Genomic DNA, 19,410 nt, shown 5'->3' on the forward strand with positions numbered 1-19,410 from the left:
GACGACAAGGGCCCGGCACCTGGAAGGTGCCGGGCCCTTGTCGTTCGGGTCAGCCGTGCGGAGTTGTGGTGGTGGTCGACCCGCCCAGGGAGGTGAAGACCTGGATCTGGATGGTCTGGCCCTTCTTGACCGTGCTGCCGGGGCTCGGGCTGGACGACTCGATGGTGCCGATCTTGCTCGAGTCGATGGTCGGGTCCGGCGTCTGGCTGAAGGAGCCGGTCCAGCCGAGCGCCTGGAGGGCGCTCTGCGCGGCCGACACGGTCTGGCCGGTCAGGTTGGGCATGACGAACTGGTCGTTGAGCGAGGTGGTCAGCGTGATGGTGCTGCCCGGGGCGACCTTGGTGCCACCCTGCGGACTCTGGCTGATGACCTGGTCCTTGGGCTTGGCGCTGGACTGCGGGACCTGCACGACGTGGAAGCCGGCGCTTTCCAGGTTGGCCTTGGCGGCGGCGTAGTCCTGGCCGACCTCGTCGGGGATGCCCACCTGGTCCGGGCCCTTGCCGATGGCGAGCGTGACGTTCGCGCCCTGGCTGACCTGCGCGCTGGCCGGCGGCGAGGTCGAGCTGACCTTGCCGATCAGCGACGTGTCGGTGACCGTCTCCTGGGTGGTGTTCGGCAAGACCGTCAGCCCCTTGGCCTTGAGGATGTCGGTCGCTTCCTGAACCGTCTTCCCGGTCACGTCCGGCATCGGGAACGAGTCCGGGGACTTGCCCACGGTCAGGTTGATCGCGGTCGTCTTGGGCAGGGTGCCCGAGGTCGGGTCCTGCTTGATGACGTTGCCGATCTGGTCCTGCGTGCACGGCTGCGGGGTGCCGTCGGTGGTGGGGGCGCAGACGGCGTAGCTGAGGTTCTGGGTGGCGAAGCCCCTGTCCCGCAGGGCCTGCTGGGCCGCCGACAGCTGCATGCCGGTGACCTTGGGCACGTCGGCCTTGGTGGCGTCGCCGGAGTTGCCGGGGCCGAGCAGCATCGTGGTCAGCCACGCGGCCAGCGCCAGCACGGCGATGCAGATCAGCACCACGCCGGCGATGGTCAGGGCGCGTTTGCGGCGGGCCTTGCGCTCCTCTTCCTCATCGGCCTCGAAGTCGTAGGCGTCGTACTCGGGCTCCTCGGCGGCGGCCGACGGCCGGTGCCGGCCGGTGACGACCTGGGTGCGGGCGCCGGCGCCGTTGTTCATGAACGCGGTCCGGTCCTCGGCGCTCATCACGGCCGGGGCCGACGGCCGCTGGCCGGACAGCACCCGGACCAGGTCGGCGCGCATCTCGGCGGCCGACTGGTAGCGGTTGGCCGGGCCCTTGGCCATGGCCTTGAGCACGATGGAGTCCAGCGCCGGCGTGACCTGCGGGTTCACCGAGGACGGGGCCGGCGGCTCCTCCCGCACGTGCTGATAGGCGACGGCGACCGGGGAGTCGCCGGTGAACGGCGGCTGGCCGGTCATCAGCTCGAACAGCACGCAGCCGGCGGCGTACACGTCGGACCGCGCGTCCACGGCCTCGCCGCGGGCCTGCTCCGGCGACAGGTACTGGGCGGTGCCGATGACGGCGGCGGTCTGCGTGACGGCGGCCTGCCCGTCGTGGATGGCCCGGGCGATGCCGAAGTCCATCACCTTCACCGCGCCGGTCTTGGTGATCATGATGTTGGCCGGCTTGACGTCCCGGTGGATGATGCCGTGCCGGTGGCTGAAGTCCAGCGCCGCGCAGACGTCGGCCATGACCTCCATGGCCCGCTTGCCCGACAGCGGCCCCTGCGTCTTGACGATGTCCCGCAGCGTGCGCCCGTCCACGTACTCCATGACGATGTAGGGCAGCGGGCCGTACTCGGTCTTGGTCTCGCCGGTGTCGTACACGGCGACGATCGCGGGATGGTTGAGCGCGGCGGCGTTCTGCGCCTCGCGGCGGAAGCGCTCCTGGAACTGCGGGTCCCTGGCGAGGTCCGCGCGCAGCACCTTGACGGCGACGTCCCGGCCGAGACGGACGTCGCGGCCTTTGTGGACCTCCGACATCCCACCGTAGCCGAGGGTCTCGCCCAGTTCGTAACGGTTGGAGAGCAGTCGCGGAGTGCTCATCGGTGCGTCGTCTCGTTCCTCGTCAACAGTCGTCCCATCATGCTCCTGCCGCCAACTTCAGCCACCGGGCCCCCGCCCCGCGCACGTGACCGTCCCCAGACATCGGTCCTGCGCCGGGCGGTCGCCCGTGAAGGAGGCTGTTGTCGGCCGTCCGGTGCCCTCGGTCCCCGACGACCCCGAGCGCTGCCATTCGCGAATCCCCCAGACCGCGAGCAGACTCACCAGAATCACCACCAGCAAAGCCAACAGGACCCACAGCCCGGTCCGGTTGGGTCTGGGCCGGGGTGGTGGTCCCAGCAGAAAGGTACCGGTGCCCGGCCCCATCGGAGCACCCGATGGCGGCACCTGTGGCGGAACCACCGGAATGGCCCCTGGCGGATACGTCGGCGGACCGCCCATCGGCGGCCGCTGCTGTTGCATCGGGATCGCCATGGCCAGCCCGGACGGCGCCGGCAGCGGCAGCCCCGCCCGCACCGCGCCGGCCGCGGCGGCGAACTCGCCGCCGCTGCGGTAGCGCTGCCGCGGGTCCTTCACCAGCGTGGCCTCGATCAGCGCCCGCACCCCGGGCGGCACGTCCGGCGGCAGCGGCGGCGGCAGTTCCCGGATGTGCATCATCGCGACCGTGACGGCGTTCTCCGACAGGAACGGCCGCCGGCCGGCCAGGCACTCGTAGCCGACCACGGCCAGCGAGTACACGTCGCTGGCCGGCTCGGCCTCCTGGCCGACGGCCTGCTCGGGGGCGATGTAGTGGGCGGTGCCCATCACCATGCCGGACCGGGTCACCGGCGCGGCGTCGGCCGCCTTGGCGATGCCGAAGTCGGTCAGCTTCACCTTGCCGGTCGGCCCGACCAGGATGTTGCCCGGCTTCACGTCCCGGTGCACGTAGCCCCGCTCGTGGGCGGCCTGCAACGCGGCGCCGCACTGCTGGAGCAGGTCCAGCGTGCGGTCCGGGGCCAGCCGGCCCTGGCCAGCCAGGATCGCCGCCAGCGGCTCGCCGGCCACCAGCTCCATCACCAGGTACGCGGTGTCCTCGGGACCGTCCGGCTCCGAGGAGGTCTCGCCGTAGTCGTGCACGGCGGCGATGCCCGGGTGGTTGAGCGAGGCGGTGGTGCGGGCCTCCGTCCTGAACCGGTGCAGGAACTCGGGGTCGCCGGACAGCTCGGGCTTGAGCACCTTGACCGCCACCGCGCGGTCCAGCCGGGAATCGGTCGCCTCCCACACCTCGCCCATGCCGCCGACGGCGATGCGGCGGGCAAGCCGGTAGCGGTCGGCGAGCAACTGCCCGGTGGTGAGCATCCTCAGCCTCCCCCGGCAAGGTAGGCGTTGATGGTCGCACGGCCGACGCCCGCGGCCACGGAACTGCCGGTGGCGGCCAGGCCGCGGTCACCACCGTTCTCCACGACGACGCACACGGCGATCTGCGGGTTGTCCGCCGGCGCGAAAGCCACGTACCAGGCGTGCGGCGGGGTGTTCTTCGGGTCGGTGCCGTGCTCGGCGGTGCCGGTCTTGGAGGCGATGGTGACGTTGGCCTGCTTGCCGGTGCCGGCGGTGTGCTGCTCTGACAGCAGCATCATCGCCTTGAGCTGGTCGGCGACGTCCTTGGACAGGGCCGGCCCGCCCGGGGCCTCCTGCGGGGAGAAGTTCGAGATCGACGACATGTCCGGGGCCAGGATGTTCTTCACCAGCTGCGGCTGCATGCGCACGCCGCCGTTGGCGATGGTGGCCGCGACCATGGCGTCCTGCAACGGCGTCAGCTTCACGTCGCGCTGGCCGATGCCGCTCTGGTAGAGCGCGGCCTCGTCCGGCAGCGAGCCGACCGTCGAGGTGGCCACCGGGATCGGCACGGTCAGGTCGGTCTGGCCGATGCCCAACTTGGCCGCCTGCGCGGTCAGGTTGTCCTTGCCCACCTTGCCGGCCAGCGTGGAGAAGGCCGTGTTGCAGGAGTACTCCATGGCGATGGTCATGGAGACCTGGCCGTTCGTGCTCTCCGGGCACGGCTGGTTGGCGAAGTTGGACAGCGTGGTGTTGGTGCCCGGCAGGGTGATCGTCGCGTCGCCCGGCAGGTTCTTGGTGTTCGCGTCGGCCACGCCGCTGGACAGCGCCGCCGCCCCCACCACCAGCTTGAATGTGGACCCCGGCGGCAGCGTCTCCTGGGTGGCCCGGTTCAGCGCCGGCTGGTTGTCGTCGTTGTCCAGCTTGTTGATGGTGTCGCGCTGGGTGGTGCTGTCGTGCGAGGCCAGCGGGTTCGGGTCGAACGAGGGCGTGCTCACCATGGCCAGGATCTCGCCGGTCGACGGCTTGATCGCCACCACCGCGCCGTGGAAGTTCTTCGCGGTCATGCCCTGGTAGGCCGCGTCCTGCGCCTTCGGGTCCACGGTCAGCTGCACGTTGCCGCCGCGCGGGTCCCGGCCCGTGATCAGGTCGGACAGCCGGCGCACGAACAGCTTGGACGAGGAGCCGTTGAGCACGTCGTCCTCGGCCCGCTCGATGCCGGTCGCGCCGAACACCGAGGAGTAGTAGCCGGTGACCGGGGCGTACTCCGGGCCGTTCTTGTAGACCCGCAGGTAGTGCTGGGCGTCCTTGGTCTCGACCGAGTTGGCCAGGATGGTGCCGGTGGCGCTGACGATCTGGCCGCGCTGCCGGCCGTACTCCTCCATCACGCTGCGCCGGTTGGCCGGGTTGTTGGCGTAGGTGTCGGCGTTGATGACCTGCACGTACGTCAGGTTGGCCAACAGCAGCAGGACCATCACCATCATGGCGAGGCCCACTCGGCGAAGGGGCTTGTTCACGTCGGTCGCTCCACGAGGACGGTGCTTGCCTCGGCGATCGGCGCCTGCGGCTTGGGACGGCTGGCCTGCGGGCGGCGCGCGGCGTCGGAGATCCGCAGCAGCAGGCCCACCATGATGTAGCTGGCCAGCAGGGACGAACCGCCCGCGGACAGGAACGGCGCGGTCAGACCCGTCTCCGGGATGAGCTTGCTGATGCCGCCGATGACCACGAACATCTGCCACATCAGCAGGAAGGACAGGCCGCCGGCCAGCAGCTTGCCGAAGGTGTCGCGCACGGCCAGGCCGCTGCGCAGGCCGCGCAGGGCCAGCAGCATGTAGACGATGATCATCGCGGCCAGGCCGATGAAGCCCAGCTCCTCGCCGAACGCCGACACGATGAAGTCGCTGCTGACCACCGGCACCAGTTCCGGGTGGCCGGCGCCGAGGCCGGCCCCGGCGATGCCGCCGCTGCCCAGGCTGAACAGGGACTGCACCATCTGGTAGCCGTCGTTCTGCGCGTCGGCGAACGGGTCGATCCAGTTGGTCACCCGGGTCTGCACGTGCGTGAACATCCGGTAGGCCAGGGTGGCGCCGCCCATGAACAGCACGATGCCGATCCACACCCAGGCGGACCGCTCCGTGGCCAGGTAGACCATGGCCAGCACCGTGCCGAAGAACATCAGCGAGGCGCCCAGCTCGGTCTCGATCATGAGGACGACGATCGCCACCGCCCAGGCGATCAGCAGCGGGCCGAGGTCGCGCGGCCGGGGCAGCTCCAGGCCGAACAGCTTGCGGCCGGCGATGGTGAACAGGTCCCGCTTGGCCACCAGGAAGGCGGCCACGAACAGGATGATCAGCACCTTGGCGAACTCGCCGGGCTGGATCGACACCGGGCCGATGATGATCCACAGCTTCGCGCCGCCGACACAGGAGATGCTGCACGGCAGCACGCCCGGCAGCACCAGCAGCACCAGGCCGACCAGGCCGAACGTGTAGCCGTAGCGGGACAGCGTGCGGTGGTCCTTCACACCCCACAGCACGACGATCATCGCCGCCAGCGACAGCGCGGTCCAGATCAGCTGCTTGGGCGCGGCGTTGGAGTAGCCGTGCCCGCCCTGGAAGGCGATTTCCGCCAACGCCGGGTCCAGCCGGTACAGCATCGCGATGCTCAGGCCGTTGAGCAGCGACGCGCAGGGCAGGATCAGTGGATCCGCGTACGGCGCGAACTTGCGCACGGCCAGGTGCGCCGCCCCGAACAGCACCGCGTAACCGGCCACGTAGAGCAGGATGTCCGGCTTCAGGGTCTGGAACTGGTTCTCCGAGATCAGCACGAAGGCCAGCGCGACCAGGCCCAGCACAAAACCGAGCAACGCGAGCTCGGTGCCGCGACGGGTCGGTGTGGCGGGCGGCGACCCCGGCGCGTTCATGTGCGTCGTCGCCGCGCCCAGTACACCGGGCGGCAGGGCCATCAGCCCACCTTCCTGCAGTTCTTGCCCGGTTGCTGCGGTGCGCTGGTCAGCGTGGGCGTGGAGCTGGTCGTCGAGGCGGGCGCGCCCGAGGTGGTGCTGCCGCCCGTGGGCGCCGTGGCGGTCGTGGTGGTGGTCGTCGCGGACGTCCCGGTGGTTGCCGTGTCAGGCGTGCAGATGGGCAACAGCGCGCCCAGCCAGAGCCGCCGCACCGCGTCCCGTGCGCCGTCCACCCCCGGCTTCTCCGGGATCACTCCCTTGCGCACGTCCTCCCGCGCCGACTCCTGCAGCTGGTCCAGGGTCAGCGAGTCGCAGTTCGGGGCCTGATTCGGGTCCAGGCACGAGCTCTCGGCCACCCGGTGCAGCGGAATGCCGAGCACCGGGCCGCCGCGCACGCCCTCGAAGATGGCCACATGGTTGTCGTCGGTGGCGCCCACGTAGTACTGGCCGAGCACCCACCACACGGTGCCGCCCGCGCCCAGCCCCAACACGATCAGGATCGCCACGATCCAGACGAGTAACCGGACCCGCTTGCGATTCCTCGCCTTGGGGTCCGGTGTCGGTGCTACCTGCGCCATCGGCTGTGGTGGCGGCGTGCGCGGCGCGGTTATCGCGCCGGCCCGGGAGGCCGGCGAGTCCGGCGGCGGCTGGTCCTGGCTGCCGTCCCCGGCGGCCCCGCCGACGATCGCCACGTCGTCGCCGTAGTCCACGTCGACCACGTCGGCGATGATCACCGTCACGTTGTCCGGGCCGCCGGCCTTGAGCGCGAGCTCGATCATCCGGTCGGCGCAGGCCTGCGGATCCGGGATCAGGATCGCCTCGGCCAGCGTCTCGTGGCTGACGTAGGAGCACAGGCCGTCCGAGCACAGCAGGTAGCGGTCGCCGGCCCTGGCCTCGCGCACCGCCAGACTCGGCTCCACCTCGTGGCCGGTCAACGCGCGCAGCAGCAGCGAGCGCTGCGGGTGCACGTTGGCCTCCTCCTCGGTGATCCGGCCCTCGTCGATCAACGACTGCACGAACGTGTCGTCGTGGGTGATCTGGGTGAACTGGCCGCCGCGCAGCAGATAGGCCCGCGAGTCGCCGACGTGCACCAGGCCCAGCCGGTTGCCGGAGAACAGGACCGCGGTCAGCGTGGTGCCCATGCCGTCCAGGTCCGGATCGTGCGACACCAGCTCGGCGATGGCGCCATTGCCCTCCAGCACCGCGCCGCGGAGCTGGTCGAGCAGGTCGTCGCCGGGCTCGTCGTCGTCGAGCGGGGCCATGGCGGCGACCACCACCTTGCTGGCCACCTCCCCGGCGGCGTGGCCGCCCATGCCGTCGGCAAGGGCGAGGAGGCGCGGGCCGGCGTAGACGGAGTCCTGGTTGTTGGCACGAACCAGGCCGCGGTCACTGCGGGCGGCGTAACGGAGGACGAGGGTCATGTGCGCAGCTCGATCACTGTCTTGCCGATGCGGATCGGGGCACCGAGCGGGACCCGCAGCGGTGCCGTCACCTTCGCCCGGTCTAGGTATGTTCCGTTCGTGGAGCCGAGATCCTCCACGTACCAGTCGCTGCCGCGCAGCGACAGCCTCGCGTGTCGGGTCGAGGCGAAGTCGTCGTCGAGCACGAGGGTCGAGTCGTCGGCCCGGCCGATCAGGATCGGCCGGTCGTCGAGAGTGATGCGGGTGCCCGTCAGCGCCCCGTGCGTGACGACAAGCTGTCTGGCCGTCTTCCCCTTGGCCGATTGCTTGCCGCCCTTGCGGAACCCGCCGGGCACCGCGACCCTCAACCCCGACGCGGCGTAGATGTCGGACCGGACCACGCGCAGCGCGGCCAGCACGAACAACCAGAGCAGGGCGAGAAACCCTGCTCTGGTCAGCTGCAACACCAGCTCTGGCACCTGTAGTGACCGCTCCCGCTTGACCTCGTACCCGCCCGCGACCGCCTCAGCCCTGCATGCGGAACACGAGTGACGAGTGGCCGACCCGGACGACGTCGCCGTCCGCGAGCTGCCAGGTCTGCACCGGAGTGCCGTTCACCGTGCTGCCGTTCGTGGAGCCGAGATCCGCGAGCATCGCACTCTGACCATCCCAGGTGATTTCCAGGTGCCTCCTGGAGACCCCCGTGTCGGGCAGCCGGAAGTCCGCGTCCTGGCCACGGCCCACCACGTTGCCACCCTGCTTCAGGTTGTACGTGCGGTTGGAGCCGTCGTCCAGCTGGAGGATCGCGGTGATCTGACGCGGGCCCGGCGGCGGCCCGGGAGGGGCGCCGTAGGGGTCCTGCTGGCCGTAGCCGCCCTGCTGCTGCCCGTACGGGTCGTAACCGCCCTGCTGCTGGCCGTAGCCGCCCTGCTGGCCGTACGGGTCGTAGCCGCCCGGCTGCTGCTGCGGGTAGCCCTGGTCGTAGCCGCCACCACCCTGCGGGGGGTAGCCGCCGCCCTGCTGGGGATAGCCCTGGTCGTAACCGCCGCCCTGCTGCGGGTAGCCCTGGTCGTAGCCACCGCCGCCCTGCTGCGGGTAGCCGTGCTGGTCGTAACCGCCACCCTGCTGCTGGCCGTACTGGTCGTACCCGCCGCCGCCCTGAGGTTGCTGCTGCTGCGGATAGCCGCCCTGCTGCGGGTAGCCCTGGTCATAGCCGTAACCCTGCTGACCCTGGTGCTGACCGTAGGGGTCCTGCGGGGGGTACTGGCCTGGTGGCTGGCTCATGGATCGGTCTCCTGCGGTGCGAGGTGGTGCTGGCCGTCGTACGTCAGGGTCGACGGACGAGTTGGTTCGGAACTGTCCAGTGTGCAGCGCGTCGGAGCGCTCCAGGGAGACTACGACGTCACCATAGGTATCCCATCCGTGCTCTGCGAGGTGCTCGCGGACGCAGTCCTCGAGCAGCTCCGTTATGCGCTGTTCGTCCTGTCCAGCACCCGCCAAACGGTCGTGGTCCGCTGCGCCGAGCAGCACTCGGTAGCTGTTGGGCGCGAGCAGCCTCTCACCCGCGAGCTCCCGCACGTTCAACTCGGCCTCGCGCTGGAGCGCCTGCGCCACCTCCTGCGGCACGACGCTGCCGCCGAACACGCGTGCGAAGGCGTTGCCCACAGCGCCCTCAAGGCGGCGCTCGAAGCGCTGCACGCGTCCCACGGCTGTTCCTCTCGCTACGGACTTCCTGACTCGATCGTATCCGGGCCCGCGAGGGGCGACACGGCCCAATTAGGAGACCGAGCCGCACCCGTGCTAGTGTTTCTCCTGTCACCGAGGGCGAGTGGCGGAATGGCAGACGCGCACGGTTCAGGTCCGTGTGTCCGAAAGGACGTGGGGGTTCAACTCCCCCCTCGCCCACTCGATAGCGAGAGAGCCATGTTGGCAGAAAGCGCCAACATGGCTCTCTCGTTTTTTACACTGGGGCTCTCGCCCCAGACCCCGAGGCAGGGCGGGCTTCGCCCCCCTGCACCCCCCAATCCGGGATGGCGATCGGGAAAGTCGCAGGTCGCGGGGTCTTCGGGCGAGCGGGCCGCGGACCTGTCCCCCCTTGGTCTCGCGGTCGCTTCGGCTTTCTTTGGGGCGCTGACCTGCTTCTTTGGGATTAGTTGTTGTGGGGTGGGTAAAAAAAGGGGTGGGGGACCTTCTAATGGGTGATGTCGGTCACTTGTTGAGGGGGGATGGGGTTTGGGTGGACTGGCGGGGGAACGTGGGATTGGCGATCGCCAGGGCCCGTTGCCAGGCCGACCAGGGGGTGGCGGCGGCGCGCCAGCCGGGACTGGACAACTCGAGTGGCCCATCAGGCCCGGGGTCGGGCCGCAGCACCAGCACCGGGGCGGTCGACGCGGGGTGCATGGCACAGCGCGGAGCGTAGAGATCGGTGAGAGTGAGGCCACTCTCGTCGAAATAGCGGACGTGATGTCCGTCGCCGGGCAGACCGAACAGCGGATGCACAAGCAGGCGAGCCACCCGTCCGAGTGACGGCTGCGCGGTCCACTCCACCTTCGTCGTCTCACAGCCCCGCGACCAGGCGACCGACCAGAGGGCGTCGCCGAAGATGCGGAAGCGGCGCAGCAGGGCGCTGTTCAGGCCGGCCGGGCCCGGGGACCGGTGCCGGGTGTCCAACGCCAGCCGCTCGACGTCGGTGAGCGGCGTCGGATCGTTGCCCAGCCAGCGCAGCTCGCCCATGTCGGCCAGCGACTCGGTGAAGGCCAGGGCGGCGGTCCACTGGCGGTAGGAGACGTTCGACAGGTGCACCGTCGCCGAGATGTCGTCCACCAGATAGAGCTCCACGTGCCGCCGGTGCAGGCGGGCGCGTAGGCCCGGGACGCCGACCAGCTCGTTCTCGACCAGATGCGGCATCAGTTCGACCAGCAGCGGGCCCAGCGCCCCGCCCTCCAGGTGCATGACCAGCTCGTGGGCGTGCGGACGGATCATGCGGAAGATCCGGGCCGGACGCAGCAGATCGGCCGGCATGCGCAGGTGCAGGTAGTTCACGGCGCGGCCGGCGGCGGTCAGGATGCCGGACTCCAACTCGCGCTGCCCCTCCGTCGGGGCGTCGGCCAGCATCGCCTGGCGGACCCGGCCCGGGGGCGGGGGCAGCTCGTCGTCGCCGAACAGGCGGCCCACGTTGTCGTTGTCGAGGATGGCGTGCAGCTGGGTCCGGTCATCGGCGCCGAGCTGCTGCACGCCGGCGGTGATCGCCGGCAGCAGCGTGGAATCGGTCTCGCCGGTGTACATGCGGCGCAGCGACGCCAGGCGTCGGACCAGAGAAAGTCGGTGTGGCATCGGGTCCTCGCTCCCCTCACCGCCCGGCTCGGCGAAGGGCGCGTGGCAGCAACCGTCGTCGAGGCACAAGAAAGAAAAGAACGGTGGTGCGCGGAGGCAGCCATCGGCGGTGCTTTCCACCCGTCTGCCGGGATTGAAGGTGGACCTGCCGGGCATCCGTTAGTGCCGGTGACGGACTGTACCGGTTATGTCGCCCTGATTGTCCATGGCCACGCCGACCGTTCGTCGCAGCGCGGACCAGTCGGCGTGCGACGAGCGGTCGGCGTTCACCCGTCCGGCGGCCTGCGCGGCTGGTCAGCGGCCTGGGTTCCACCGGTCGCGTGAACGATAACGGGCCCAATTCCTGGGCAGATGCACGTGCATCGGCCTGGGCGGGGCCGCTGGCCGACCGCCGACCGTCCGCCGGAGCCGTTCACACGAACGGCAGCACCGCCGGACCGAAGTCCGATTCCGGGCTGGCGACCGGTCACCGACCGCATGTTGCCGCCAACCGCACACCCTCAGGTAGTGCGGAATCCGGGCCGGTCAGACCTGGTACTCCAGTAACCGGAAGAAATCGCGACGGCGCAGTCGTCGAGGCTGATGAGGAGGCGAAGTTCGTGAGCCGCTCCGCAGGCAACACGGCAGCAGTCCACAAGAACGCCAAGACCCTGCCGTCCCGCGCGGTGCCCGCGGTCGAACTTCCGGCGCCGTCCGAGGAGCTTGCCGCCAAGGCGGTCGAACGGCTCGGCTGGAAGGGCGTGCTGCTGCCGCAGCTCACCCTGCTCGGCCGGAAGGTCTTCGTGGTCGCCGAACTGCTGCCCGACGCGCACGCCGAACGGCTGTGCTTCGGCGTCGGGCCGGTCGTCGACCGCACCACCGTCGCCACCTGGGTGTGGCCCGAGCTGACCGGCAAGGTCCCGCCGGCCGCCGTGCGCATCGTCGGCGTGCTCGCCGTGGCCAAGCACTGGCGCACCGGCCTCGCCTCCGCCGTGCCGTTCGCACTGCACGGTGACGCCGCTGTGGTGCTGCCCTCCTCCGTCGCGCTGACCGACGACTACCTGAGCAACTGCCTGCCGCGGGCCCGCCGCTACGGCGTGTCCATCGTCAGCGCCGACCCCGACGGCACCGTGTCGATGGACCTCGCCGGCGCCCCCGAGCACGTCAGCCTCGAGCAGACCGCCGTCACCCGCTGGGTCAACGAGGTCGTGTACGAGCAGGTGCTGGCCACCGCCAGCTGAACTAGTGTCGGACCACATGCGCGTAGTGATCGCCGGCGGACACGGCCAGATTGCCCTTGAGCTGGAGCGACTTCTCTCCGCTCGGGGCGACAGTCCCGTTGGGCTGGTGCGTAACCCCGCCCATGCCGACGACCTGGCCGCCGTCGGAGCCGAAGCGGTCGTGTGCGACCTCGAGTCCGCCACCGCCGACGAGCTCGCCGCTCACCTCAAGAACGCCGACGCCGTCGTCTTCTCCGCCGGTGCCGGGCCCAACAGCGGCACCGACCGCAAGGACACCGTCGACCGCGCCGCCGCCGTGCTGCTCGCCGACGCCGCCTCGCTGGCCGGCATCCGCCGCTACCTGCTCGTGAGCTCCATGGGCGTCGGCCGCCCCCTCGCCGCCGGCTCCGACGAGTCGTGGGCTGCCTACATGGCCGCCAAGACCGCCGCCGAGGACGCCGTCCGCGGCTGCGACCTCGACTGGACGGTGCTGCGTCCCGGTGGCCTCACCAACGACGCGCCCACCGGTCGGGTCCGTCTGGAGGCCCCCTCCACCATGCGTGGCACCGTCACCCGCGCCGACGTCGCCGCCGTGCTGCTCGCCCTGCTCGACGCCCCGGCCACCGCCGGCCTCACCCTCGAACTCATCGCCGGCGACACCCCGATCGCCGACGCCGTCGCCGCCGTGAACGGAGCCTGACCCGGACTCACGGCGCCGCCACGACACCAAGGAAATCTGACGGCCCTCGCGCGTTCCGCTGACAAGACCATCCCCCACCCATTCCCAGGGGGGCGACCCCGCTGCCAGCCTACCTGGGGTGGGGTGGCGTTGATCTTTACCTGGGGTTGCCTGTGGATAACTCAGGGGGTTGTGGACAAGCGTTTGCGGGGGCTGTGAGCTGCGGTGATGGGACGCGGGGAGGGGCATACGGGGCGGGTTGCCAACATGACCGAGGGTCACGGGGCGCCGAGGACCTGGTCCAGGTAGGCGTTGCGGAAGACGCCGGTGGGGTCGACCTTGGCGCGCACGGAGCGGAACTCCTCGAAGCGGGGGTAGCGGGTGGCCAGCACCGAGGCGTCGAGGGTGTGCATCTTGCCCCAGTGGGGGCGGCCGCCGACGGCGCCGGCGATCTTCTCGAAGCAGTCGAAGTACTCCCGGTACGGCATGCCGATGTACTGGTGGATGGCGATGTAGGCGCTGTCCCGGCCGTAGGCGGTGGACAGCGGGATGTCGTCGGCGGCGGCGACGCGGACCTCGACGGGCACGATCACGGGGTGCCGGAGGCGGGGGATGGCGGCGCGGAACTCGCGGAGCACGTCGTGCAGTGATTCACGTGGAACGGCGTACTCGGTCTCGACGAAGCGGACCCGGCGCGGGGTGGTGAAGACCCGGAACGAATGGTCGCTGTAGGAGCGCTCGGACCAGAGGGAGGCGCACACCCGGTTGAGGGTGGGGACCACCGACGGGGCGGCGCGGCCGAGCTTGCAGACCAGGCCGAAGGCGGCGTTCTCCATGATCTCGTACTCGTAGAACTGCCGGGCCTTGGACAGCGGCGCGGGTGCGACGTCGGCTGGCTGCCGGACGTTGTGCTTGACCTGCACGCGGTCGCTGTGCGGGAACCAGTGGAACTCGACGTGGTCCTCGGACGCGGTCATGCTGTCGAACCGCTCCAAGATGGCGTCGAGCGGCTGAGGGAACTCCCGGGCGCGCAGCACGAAAGCGGGCACGCACTGGAGGGTGACGGTGCTGATCACGCCCAGGGCGCCGAGACCGACCCGGGCCACGGAGAACAGGTCCGGGCGCTCGTCGGGGGAGCAGGTCACGACCGAGCCGTCGGCTAGCACCAGCTCCAGGGCCCTGACCTGGGTGGACAGCCCGCCGAGCTGGGCGCCGGTGCCGTGGGTGCCGGTGGAGATGGCGCCGGAGACGGTCTGGGCGTCGATGTCCCCGAGGTTGGCCATGGCCAGGCCGAGCCGGTGCAGCTCCTCGTTCAACTGGTACAGCGGAGTGCCGGACCGGACGGTGACCAGGCCGTTCTCCACGTCGGCCCGGACGATGCCGGTCCACTCGGCCAGGTCGATGGCGACGCCGTCGGTGGCGGCGATGCTGGTGAACGAGTGCCCGCTGCCCCGCGGGCGGACGGTCAGACCGTCGCGGGCGGCGGCGGTCACGACCGAGGCGATCTCGCCCACGTCCCGAGGTCGGGCCACCTGCACCGGCTGGGACCGGGCCGTGCCGGCCCAGTTCCGCCACTGCGGCGGTCGTGCGGTGTCGCTGCCCCGGAGCTGTCCGACCATCGCTGTCCTCCGCCAACCTGTGATGCGCTGCACACAAGCTAGGTGAAAAGTATTCACATTTCAATGCGTGGCGACGTACCGTTCAACTGTGTCACCGCAGCAGCAGCGCGTCCGGTTCGATTCCGCGACCGAGGGCTTCGACGCCCCGTTCGCCCTGGTCGACCTCGACGCCTTCGATCACAACGCCACCGAGCTGGTGCGACGGGCCGGCGGCGTGCCGATCCGCGTCGCGAGCAAGTCCGTGCGCGTCCGGGCCCTGCTCGAACGGGTGCTGGCGATGCCGGGCTACGCCGGCCTGATGACCTACTCGTTGGCCGAGGCCATGTGGCTGTTCGCCGAGGGCACCTGCGCGGACCTGCTGGTCGGCTACCCGACGACCGATCGGGCGACGTTGCAGAAGCTGGCCCACGACGAGGCGGCCCGCGCGGCGATCACGATCATGGTCGATTCGGTCGAGCACCTCGACCTGGTCGACGACGCGCTCGGCCCGGGCCACCCGGACATCCGGGTCTGCCTGGAGCTGGACGCCTCCTGGCGACCGCTGAACGGATCGCGCCGGCTGCACGTCGGCCCGCTGCGCTCCCCGGTGCACACCGCGGCCCAGGCCACCGCGCTGACCAGGAGAATCATCGACCGGCCGGGCTTCAGCCTGGTCGGGATCATGGCCTACGAGGGGCAGATCGCCGGCATCGGCGACGCCCCGCCCGGCAACCCTCTGCGCGGCGTGGCGGTGCGCTGGATGCAGAGCAAGTCGGCGGCCGAGCTGGCCGAGCGGCGGGCGGCTGTGGTCGCCGCGGTGCGAGCGCTGGCCCCGCTGGAATTCGTCAACGGCGGCGGCACCGGCAGCCTGGAGCAGACCTCGTCGGAGAAGGCGGTCACCGAGGTCGCGGCCGGATCGGGCCTGCTGGGGCCGACCCTGTTCGACGGCTATCGGGCGTTCCAGCCGAGGCCGGCCGCCCTGTTCGCGCTGCCGGTGGTGCGCCGCCCCGGCCCGAACGTGGCCACGCTGTTCACCGGCGGCTACCCAGCTTCGGGGCCGATCGGCGAGGACCGGCTGCCCTCCCCGTACCTGCCGGCCGGGCTGAAGCTGACCAAGCTGGAGGCCGCCGGCGAGGTGCAGACGCCGGTCACCGGCAAGGCGGCCGACCGGCTGCGGATCGGCGACCGGGTCTGGATGCGGCACGCCAAGGCCGGCGAGCTGGCCGAGCGGTTCCGCGAGTTCCACCTGGTCCGGGGGTACGAGGTGGAGCGGACGGCCCCCACCTACCGGGGTGAGGGCCAGGCCTTCGGCTGATCTACTCCGGCTCGCCCAGTCGGGTCGACAGGTAGCCCTTGATCAGGGCCTTGGCCTCGTCGACCACGACCTGGTCGCCGCGGTCGTTGCGGCGGAAGGCGAACTTCAGCACGCCGTCCGCCGCCTCGATGGCCACCGCGACCGGCAGCTGGAGCTCGGCCATGGACCGGCCGAACCGCTCGGAGATCAGCGAGGCCAGCCCCTCGGCGATCACCGCGTTGTTGTCCTTGCCCTCGTCCAGCAGCCGGGTGTCCACCACGTCGCCGAAGTGCAGCCGGCTGAACGCCGGCACGGTGCGGTGCATCTCCACGTACACGTCGAACATCGAGTCGACGGCGTCCCACCAGTGCTCCAGCTCGGCCGAGTCGAAGCGCTGCACCACGTTAGCCATGAAGCGCTCCAGGTTGCGCAGGGTCAGCGCCTGCACCACCGCGCGCTTGTCGGGGAAGAACTGGTAGAGCGAGCCGACCGCGACGCCGGCCCGCTCGGCGATCAGCGTGGTCGTCACGCCGTCGTAGCCCAACTCCTCGATCAGCGAGGCGCAGGCCTCGAGCATGCGCTCCACCCGCTGGGCGCTGCGCTGCTGGACGGGCTTGCGACGCAGCGGACCCACGTCGGTGCTCAGGTCGGCGGACACTCGGACTCCTTGGCTGGCGGCTGTGGCAGGCATTCTCGCCTGTGACGGGTGAAGGGCACTTCCCTGTGACCCCGCACACGCCTAGTATCCGAACAAATTTCACGTCTACTCGGCGGTAGTGCAAGTCGTGAAGGTGGTGCCATGAGCGAGCCCGTCCTCCCATCCTTCCCCGAAGACTTCCTCTGGGGGGTCTCCACCTCGGCGTATCAGGTGGAGGGTGCCGTCTCTGAGGGTGGCAGGGGCAGGTCGGTCTGGGACACGTTCTGCGAGACACCCGATCGGGTGTTCTCCGGACACAGCGGCGCGGTCGCCTGCGATCACTACCACCGGTACCCGGAGGACATCGGCCTGATGCGCGACCTGGGGGTCGGCGCCTACCGATTCTCGATCGCCTGGCCCCGGGTGCAACCCGACGGCGCCGGCGCGGTCAACACCGAGGGGCTGGACTTCTACGACCGGCTGGTGGACGCGCTGTGCGAGGCCGGCATCAGGCCGATGGCCACCGTCTACCACTGGGACACCCCGCAGGCGATCGAGGACGCGGGCGGCTGGCTCAACCGGGACACCGCCAAGCACTTCGCCGAATACGCCGCGATCGTCGGGGCCAGGCTGGCCGACCGGGTGCCGATGTGGATCCCGATCAACGAGCCGATGGTCACCACGGTCTACGGCTACGGCATCGGCGAGTACGCGCCCGGCCAGTTCCTGCTGATGGACGCCGTCCCCACCGCCCACCACCAGAACCTCGCCCACGGCCTGGCCGTGCAGGCGCTGCGGGCCGCCGGGGCGAAGCAGATCGGCACCGCCAACTTCCACACCCCGGTCTGGCCGGCCACCGACAAGGCCGCCGACCACCAGGCCGCCGAGCGGGGCAGCGACCTGCTCAACTGGCTCTACGCCGACCCGATGCTGGCCGGGACCTACCCCGAGTCGATGCACCCGCACCTGCCGGTCGGCTTCGCCGACGACCTACCGGCGATCAACACCCCGCTCGACTTCTACGGCGTCAACTACTACGAGCCGACCCAGGTGTCCGCCCCGTCCGAGGGCAACCCCTTGCCGTTCGACCTGGGCCAGGTCGAGGGTTACCCGATGACCACCAACGGGTCCCCGGTGGTGCCGGACGGGCTGCGCCAGTTCCTGGTCCAGCTGCGCGACCGGCACGGCGACCGGCTGCCGCCGGTGCAGATCACCGAGAACGGGTGCAGCTTCGACGGCATCGAGGACCGGGCCCGCATCGACTTCATCGCCGAGCACCTGCGGGCGCTGCGGCTGGCCATGCACGAGGGCGTGGACGTGCGCGGCTACTTCGTGTGGTCGCTGCTGGACAACTTCGAGTGGTCCAAGGGCTACCAACCCCGATTCGGCCTGGTCCACGTCGACTACGAGACGCAGCGGCGCACGCCCAAGGCCTCCTTCACCTGGTTGCGGGAACTGATCAGAGGTGATCACTGATGGCGCAGGCCGCCGAGGTGGACGGGGCCGGACCGTTCGACGACGAACCGGGTGCGCTCGCCGAACCCGTGATCAAGGTGCGCGGCGGCTGGACGACGCTGCTGTTCCTGGCCAACCTCGGCCTGTGGCTGGGCATCTACGCGCCGATCCAGGTGCTGCTGCCCGAGCAGGCCCAGCTGCTGGCCAGCACCGACAAGGAAGCGGTGTTCAGCCTGGTCACGGGCATCGGCGCGCTGGTCGCGCTGATCGCCAACCCGGTGATCGGCGCGCTGTCGGACCGCACCTGCTCGCGGTTCGGCCGGCGCCACCCGTGGACGCTGGCCGGCGCGGTGCTGGGCGGCGTCGGCCTGGCCGTGCTCGCCGTCGCGCCGAACATCGTGGTCATGGTGATCGGCTGGTCGCTGGTGCAGGCCGGGTTGAACGGCATGCTGGCCAGCCTCACCTCGGCGCTGCCCGACCGGGTGCCGGTCGAGCAGCGGGCCGAGGTCGGCGGCTTCATCGGCATCAGCCAGATGCTCGGCACGGTGGCCGGCGCCGCCCTGGTGTCGGTGGTGATCACCAGCCTGGCCGGCGGCTACGCGGCCTGCGCGGTGCTGGTGGTGCTGGGTGCGCTGGCCTTCGTCCGGTTCACGCCGGACGCCGTGCTGCCGCGGCGGTTCCGCCCCGGCGGCGGGCTGCGGCAGATGATCGGCGCGCTGTGGATCTCCCCGGTCAAGCACCCGGACTTCGGCTGGGGCTGGGGCACGCACTTCGCGGTCAACCTGGGCAACGCCCTGGGCACGCTGTACCTGCTGTACTTCCTGGCCGACGCCGTGCACTACCAGGGCGATCCGGTGGACGGGCTGCTGATCCTGATGGTGCTCTACGGCATCGCGCTGACCATCGGCGCGCTGGTCGCGGGCCGGATGTCCGACAACTCCGGCCGCCGCAAGCCGTACGTGGTGGCCTCGGCGGTGGTGATGGCCGCGGCCGCGATCATCCTGGCCGTCTCGCCGACCTGGACCGCCGCCCTGGTCGCCGCCCCGCTGCTCGGCATCGGTTTCGGCGTCTACTGGGCGGTGGCGCTGGCCGTGCTGACCCAGGTGCTGCCGGCCGCCTCGAACCGGGCCAAGGACGTCGGCGTCATCAACATCGCGAACGCGTTGCCGCAGGTCATCGCCCCGGTCGTGGCCGGACTGGCGTTGCAGATGGCCGCCGGCGGCTATGCCGCCCTGTTCATCCTGTCGGCGATCGCGACGGTGGCCGGCGGCGTCATGGTGACCAGGATCAAGTCGGTGAGCTGACAGTTCTTCTCGGCTGAGAAGGGCCGAGCAGGCGACGCCGAAGGCGGCGCCATGAAACTGAGACCGGTTGAGGTGCCTGTCCGGGGAAAACAGGCACCCCAACCGGGGTTGGTGGCCGCGGACCGTCACCGGTTCGGGGTAGACGCTCGGGGCGCCAACTCAGCGCCGGCCCGCGGAAATCTGTGGAGTTATCTGGCCAGCGACCCGGTACGTCG

At 70.6% G+C, this 19,410-nt stretch carries 15 protein-coding genes and 1 tRNA gene; 6 read left to right on the plus strand and 10 right to left on the minus strand.

All coding sequences use genetic code 11. The features are described from left to right. Window positions 1-49: 49 nt before the first annotated feature. Genes pknB through ACIG5F_RS06940 form a run of 7 tightly spaced genes read right to left on the minus strand, consistent with a single transcriptional unit; the run spans window position 50 to window position 9,403 of the window. On the minus strand, window positions 50-2,062 hold the full coding sequence (gene pknB / locus ACIG5F_RS06910) for a Stk1 family PASTA domain-containing Ser/Thr kinase (RefSeq protein WP_396516482.1): 2,013 nt from the start codon (window positions 2,060-2,062) through the stop codon (window positions 50-52). Between the two features lie 57 nt (window positions 2,063-2,119). Further along, complete coding sequence (locus tag ACIG5F_RS06915) at window positions 2,120-3,358, minus strand: serine/threonine-protein kinase (RefSeq protein ID WP_396516483.1); 1,239 nt, start codon at window positions 3,356-3,358, stop codon at window positions 2,120-2,122. A gap of 2 nt (window positions 3,359-3,360) precedes the next feature. Next, the gene (locus ACIG5F_RS06920) at window positions 3,361-4,851 is read right to left on the minus strand and encodes a peptidoglycan D,D-transpeptidase FtsI family protein (protein ID WP_396516484.1); all 1,491 of its coding nucleotides are present in this window, start codon (window positions 4,849-4,851) and stop codon (window positions 3,361-3,363) included. Next, complete coding sequence (locus tag ACIG5F_RS06925; RefSeq protein ID WP_396516485.1) at window positions 4,848-6,299, minus strand: FtsW/RodA/SpoVE family cell cycle protein; 1,452 nt, start codon at window positions 6,297-6,299, stop codon at window positions 4,848-4,850. Before ACIG5F_RS06925 ends, ACIG5F_RS06920 begins: the two co-directional genes overlap by 4 nt. Continuing rightward, window positions 6,299-7,717 carry a protein phosphatase 2C domain-containing protein gene (locus ACIG5F_RS06930; protein ID WP_396516486.1) on the minus strand — a complete coding sequence of 473 codons (1,419 nt, stop codon included), beginning with the start codon at window positions 7,715-7,717 and terminating at the stop codon, window positions 6,299-6,301. Before ACIG5F_RS06930 ends, ACIG5F_RS06925 begins: the two co-directional genes overlap by 1 nt. Continuing rightward, window positions 7,714-8,175, minus strand: a complete 462-nt coding sequence (locus tag ACIG5F_RS06935; RefSeq protein WP_396516487.1) for an FHA domain-containing protein — start codon at window positions 8,173-8,175, stop codon at window positions 7,714-7,716. Before ACIG5F_RS06935 ends, ACIG5F_RS06930 begins: the two co-directional genes overlap by 4 nt. Window positions 8,176-8,221: 46 nt before the next feature. Further along, window positions 8,222-9,403 (minus strand): DUF3662 and FHA domain-containing protein, encoded by a 1,182-nt coding sequence (locus ACIG5F_RS06940; RefSeq protein ID WP_396516488.1) that lies wholly within the window; start codon window positions 9,401-9,403, stop codon window positions 8,222-8,224. Between the two features lie 115 nt (window positions 9,404-9,518). Here ACIG5F_RS06940 and ACIG5F_RS06945 point away from each other — a divergent pair. Beyond that, window positions 9,519-9,601, plus strand: a tRNA-Leu gene (locus ACIG5F_RS06945). Between the two features lie 303 nt (window positions 9,602-9,904). Here the strand turns inward: ACIG5F_RS06945 and ACIG5F_RS06950 are convergent. Next, complete coding sequence (locus ACIG5F_RS06950; RefSeq protein WP_396516489.1) at window positions 9,905-11,029, minus strand: hypothetical protein; 1,125 nt, start codon at window positions 11,027-11,029, stop codon at window positions 9,905-9,907. 599 nt (window positions 11,030-11,628) lie between these two features. On the opposite strand from ACIG5F_RS06950, the gene ACIG5F_RS06955 reads away from it, so the two are divergent. Together ACIG5F_RS06955 and ACIG5F_RS06960 are read left to right on the plus strand one after the other, a co-directional pair. Then, window positions 11,629-12,249: a hypothetical protein gene (locus ACIG5F_RS06955; RefSeq protein ID WP_396516490.1), complete on the plus strand. Its 621-nt coding sequence runs from the start codon at window positions 11,629-11,631 to the stop codon at window positions 12,247-12,249. A gap of 16 nt (window positions 12,250-12,265) precedes the next feature. Next, the gene (locus ACIG5F_RS06960; RefSeq protein ID WP_396516491.1) at window positions 12,266-12,928 is read left to right on the plus strand and encodes an NAD(P)H-binding protein; all 663 of its coding nucleotides are present in this window, start codon (window positions 12,266-12,268) and stop codon (window positions 12,926-12,928) included. 257 nt (window positions 12,929-13,185) lie between these two features. Here ACIG5F_RS06960 and ACIG5F_RS06965 read toward each other — a convergent pair whose 3' ends face one another. After that, window positions 13,186-14,526, minus strand: coding sequence for a D-arabinono-1,4-lactone oxidase (locus tag ACIG5F_RS06965; protein ID WP_396516492.1), 1,341 nt, complete (start codon window positions 14,524-14,526; stop codon window positions 13,186-13,188). Between the two features lie 88 nt (window positions 14,527-14,614). On the opposite strand from ACIG5F_RS06965, the gene ACIG5F_RS06970 reads away from it, so the two are divergent. Further along, window positions 14,615-15,820, plus strand: coding sequence for an amino acid deaminase/aldolase (locus ACIG5F_RS06970; protein ID WP_396516494.1), 1,206 nt, complete (start codon window positions 14,615-14,617; stop codon window positions 15,818-15,820). Window position 15,821: 1 nt separating this feature from the next. Here the strand turns inward: ACIG5F_RS06970 and ACIG5F_RS06975 are convergent, their stop codons facing one another. After that, on the minus strand, window positions 15,822-16,457 hold the full coding sequence (locus ACIG5F_RS06975; RefSeq protein ID WP_396516495.1) for a TetR/AcrR family transcriptional regulator: 636 nt from the start codon (window positions 16,455-16,457) through the stop codon (window positions 15,822-15,824). A gap of 141 nt (window positions 16,458-16,598) precedes the next feature. Here ACIG5F_RS06975 and ACIG5F_RS06980 point away from each other — a divergent pair, with 141 nt between their 5' ends. Together ACIG5F_RS06980 and ACIG5F_RS06985 are read left to right on the plus strand one after the other, a co-directional pair. Next, on the plus strand, window positions 16,599-17,912 hold the full coding sequence (locus ACIG5F_RS06980) for a GH1 family beta-glucosidase (RefSeq protein WP_396516497.1): 1,314 nt from the start codon (window positions 16,599-16,601) through the stop codon (window positions 17,910-17,912). Continuing rightward, window positions 17,912-19,195 carry an MFS transporter gene (locus ACIG5F_RS06985; protein WP_396516499.1) on the plus strand — a complete coding sequence of 428 codons (1,284 nt, stop codon included), beginning with the start codon at window positions 17,912-17,914 and terminating at the stop codon, window positions 19,193-19,195. The genes ACIG5F_RS06980 and ACIG5F_RS06985 overlap by 1 nt, the downstream gene beginning before the upstream one ends. The last annotated feature ends 215 nt before the right edge of the window (window positions 19,196-19,410 follow it).

The organism is Kutzneria sp. NPDC052558, from assembly GCF_044547355.1.
In the GTDB taxonomy this organism is placed as follows: Bacteria; Actinomycetota; Actinomycetes; order Mycobacteriales; family Pseudonocardiaceae; genus Kutzneria.

Bases quoted from the DNA above. Each gene is read 5' to 3' on its own strand.
- pknB (WP_396516482.1), bottom strand. From the start codon at position 2,062: ATGAGCACTCCGCGACTGCTCTCCAACCGTTACGAACTGGGCGAGACC.
- ACIG5F_RS06915 (WP_396516483.1), bottom strand. From the start codon at position 3,358: ATGCTCACCACCGGGCAGTTGCTCGCCGACCGCTACCGGCTTGCCCGC.
- ACIG5F_RS06925 (WP_396516485.1), bottom strand. From the start codon at position 6,299: ATGGCCCTGCCGCCCGGTGTACTGGGCGCGGCGACGACGCACATGAAC.
- ACIG5F_RS06930 (WP_396516486.1), bottom strand. From the start codon at position 7,717: ATGACCCTCGTCCTCCGTTACGCCGCCCGCAGTGACCGCGGCCTGGTT.
- ACIG5F_RS06950 (WP_396516489.1), bottom strand. From the start codon at position 11,029: ATGCCACACCGACTTTCTCTGGTCCGACGCCTGGCGTCGCTGCGCCGC.
- ACIG5F_RS06960 (WP_396516491.1), top strand. From the start codon at position 12,266: ATGCGCGTAGTGATCGCCGGCGGACACGGCCAGATTGCCCTTGAGCTG.
- ACIG5F_RS06965 (WP_396516492.1), bottom strand. From the start codon at position 14,526: ATGGTCGGACAGCTCCGGGGCAGCGACACCGCACGACCGCCGCAGTGG.
- ACIG5F_RS06980 (WP_396516497.1), top strand. From the start codon at position 16,599: ATGAGCGAGCCCGTCCTCCCATCCTTCCCCGAAGACTTCCTCTGGGGG.
- ACIG5F_RS06985 (WP_396516499.1), top strand. From the start codon at position 17,912: ATGGCGCAGGCCGCCGAGGTGGACGGGGCCGGACCGTTCGACGACGAA.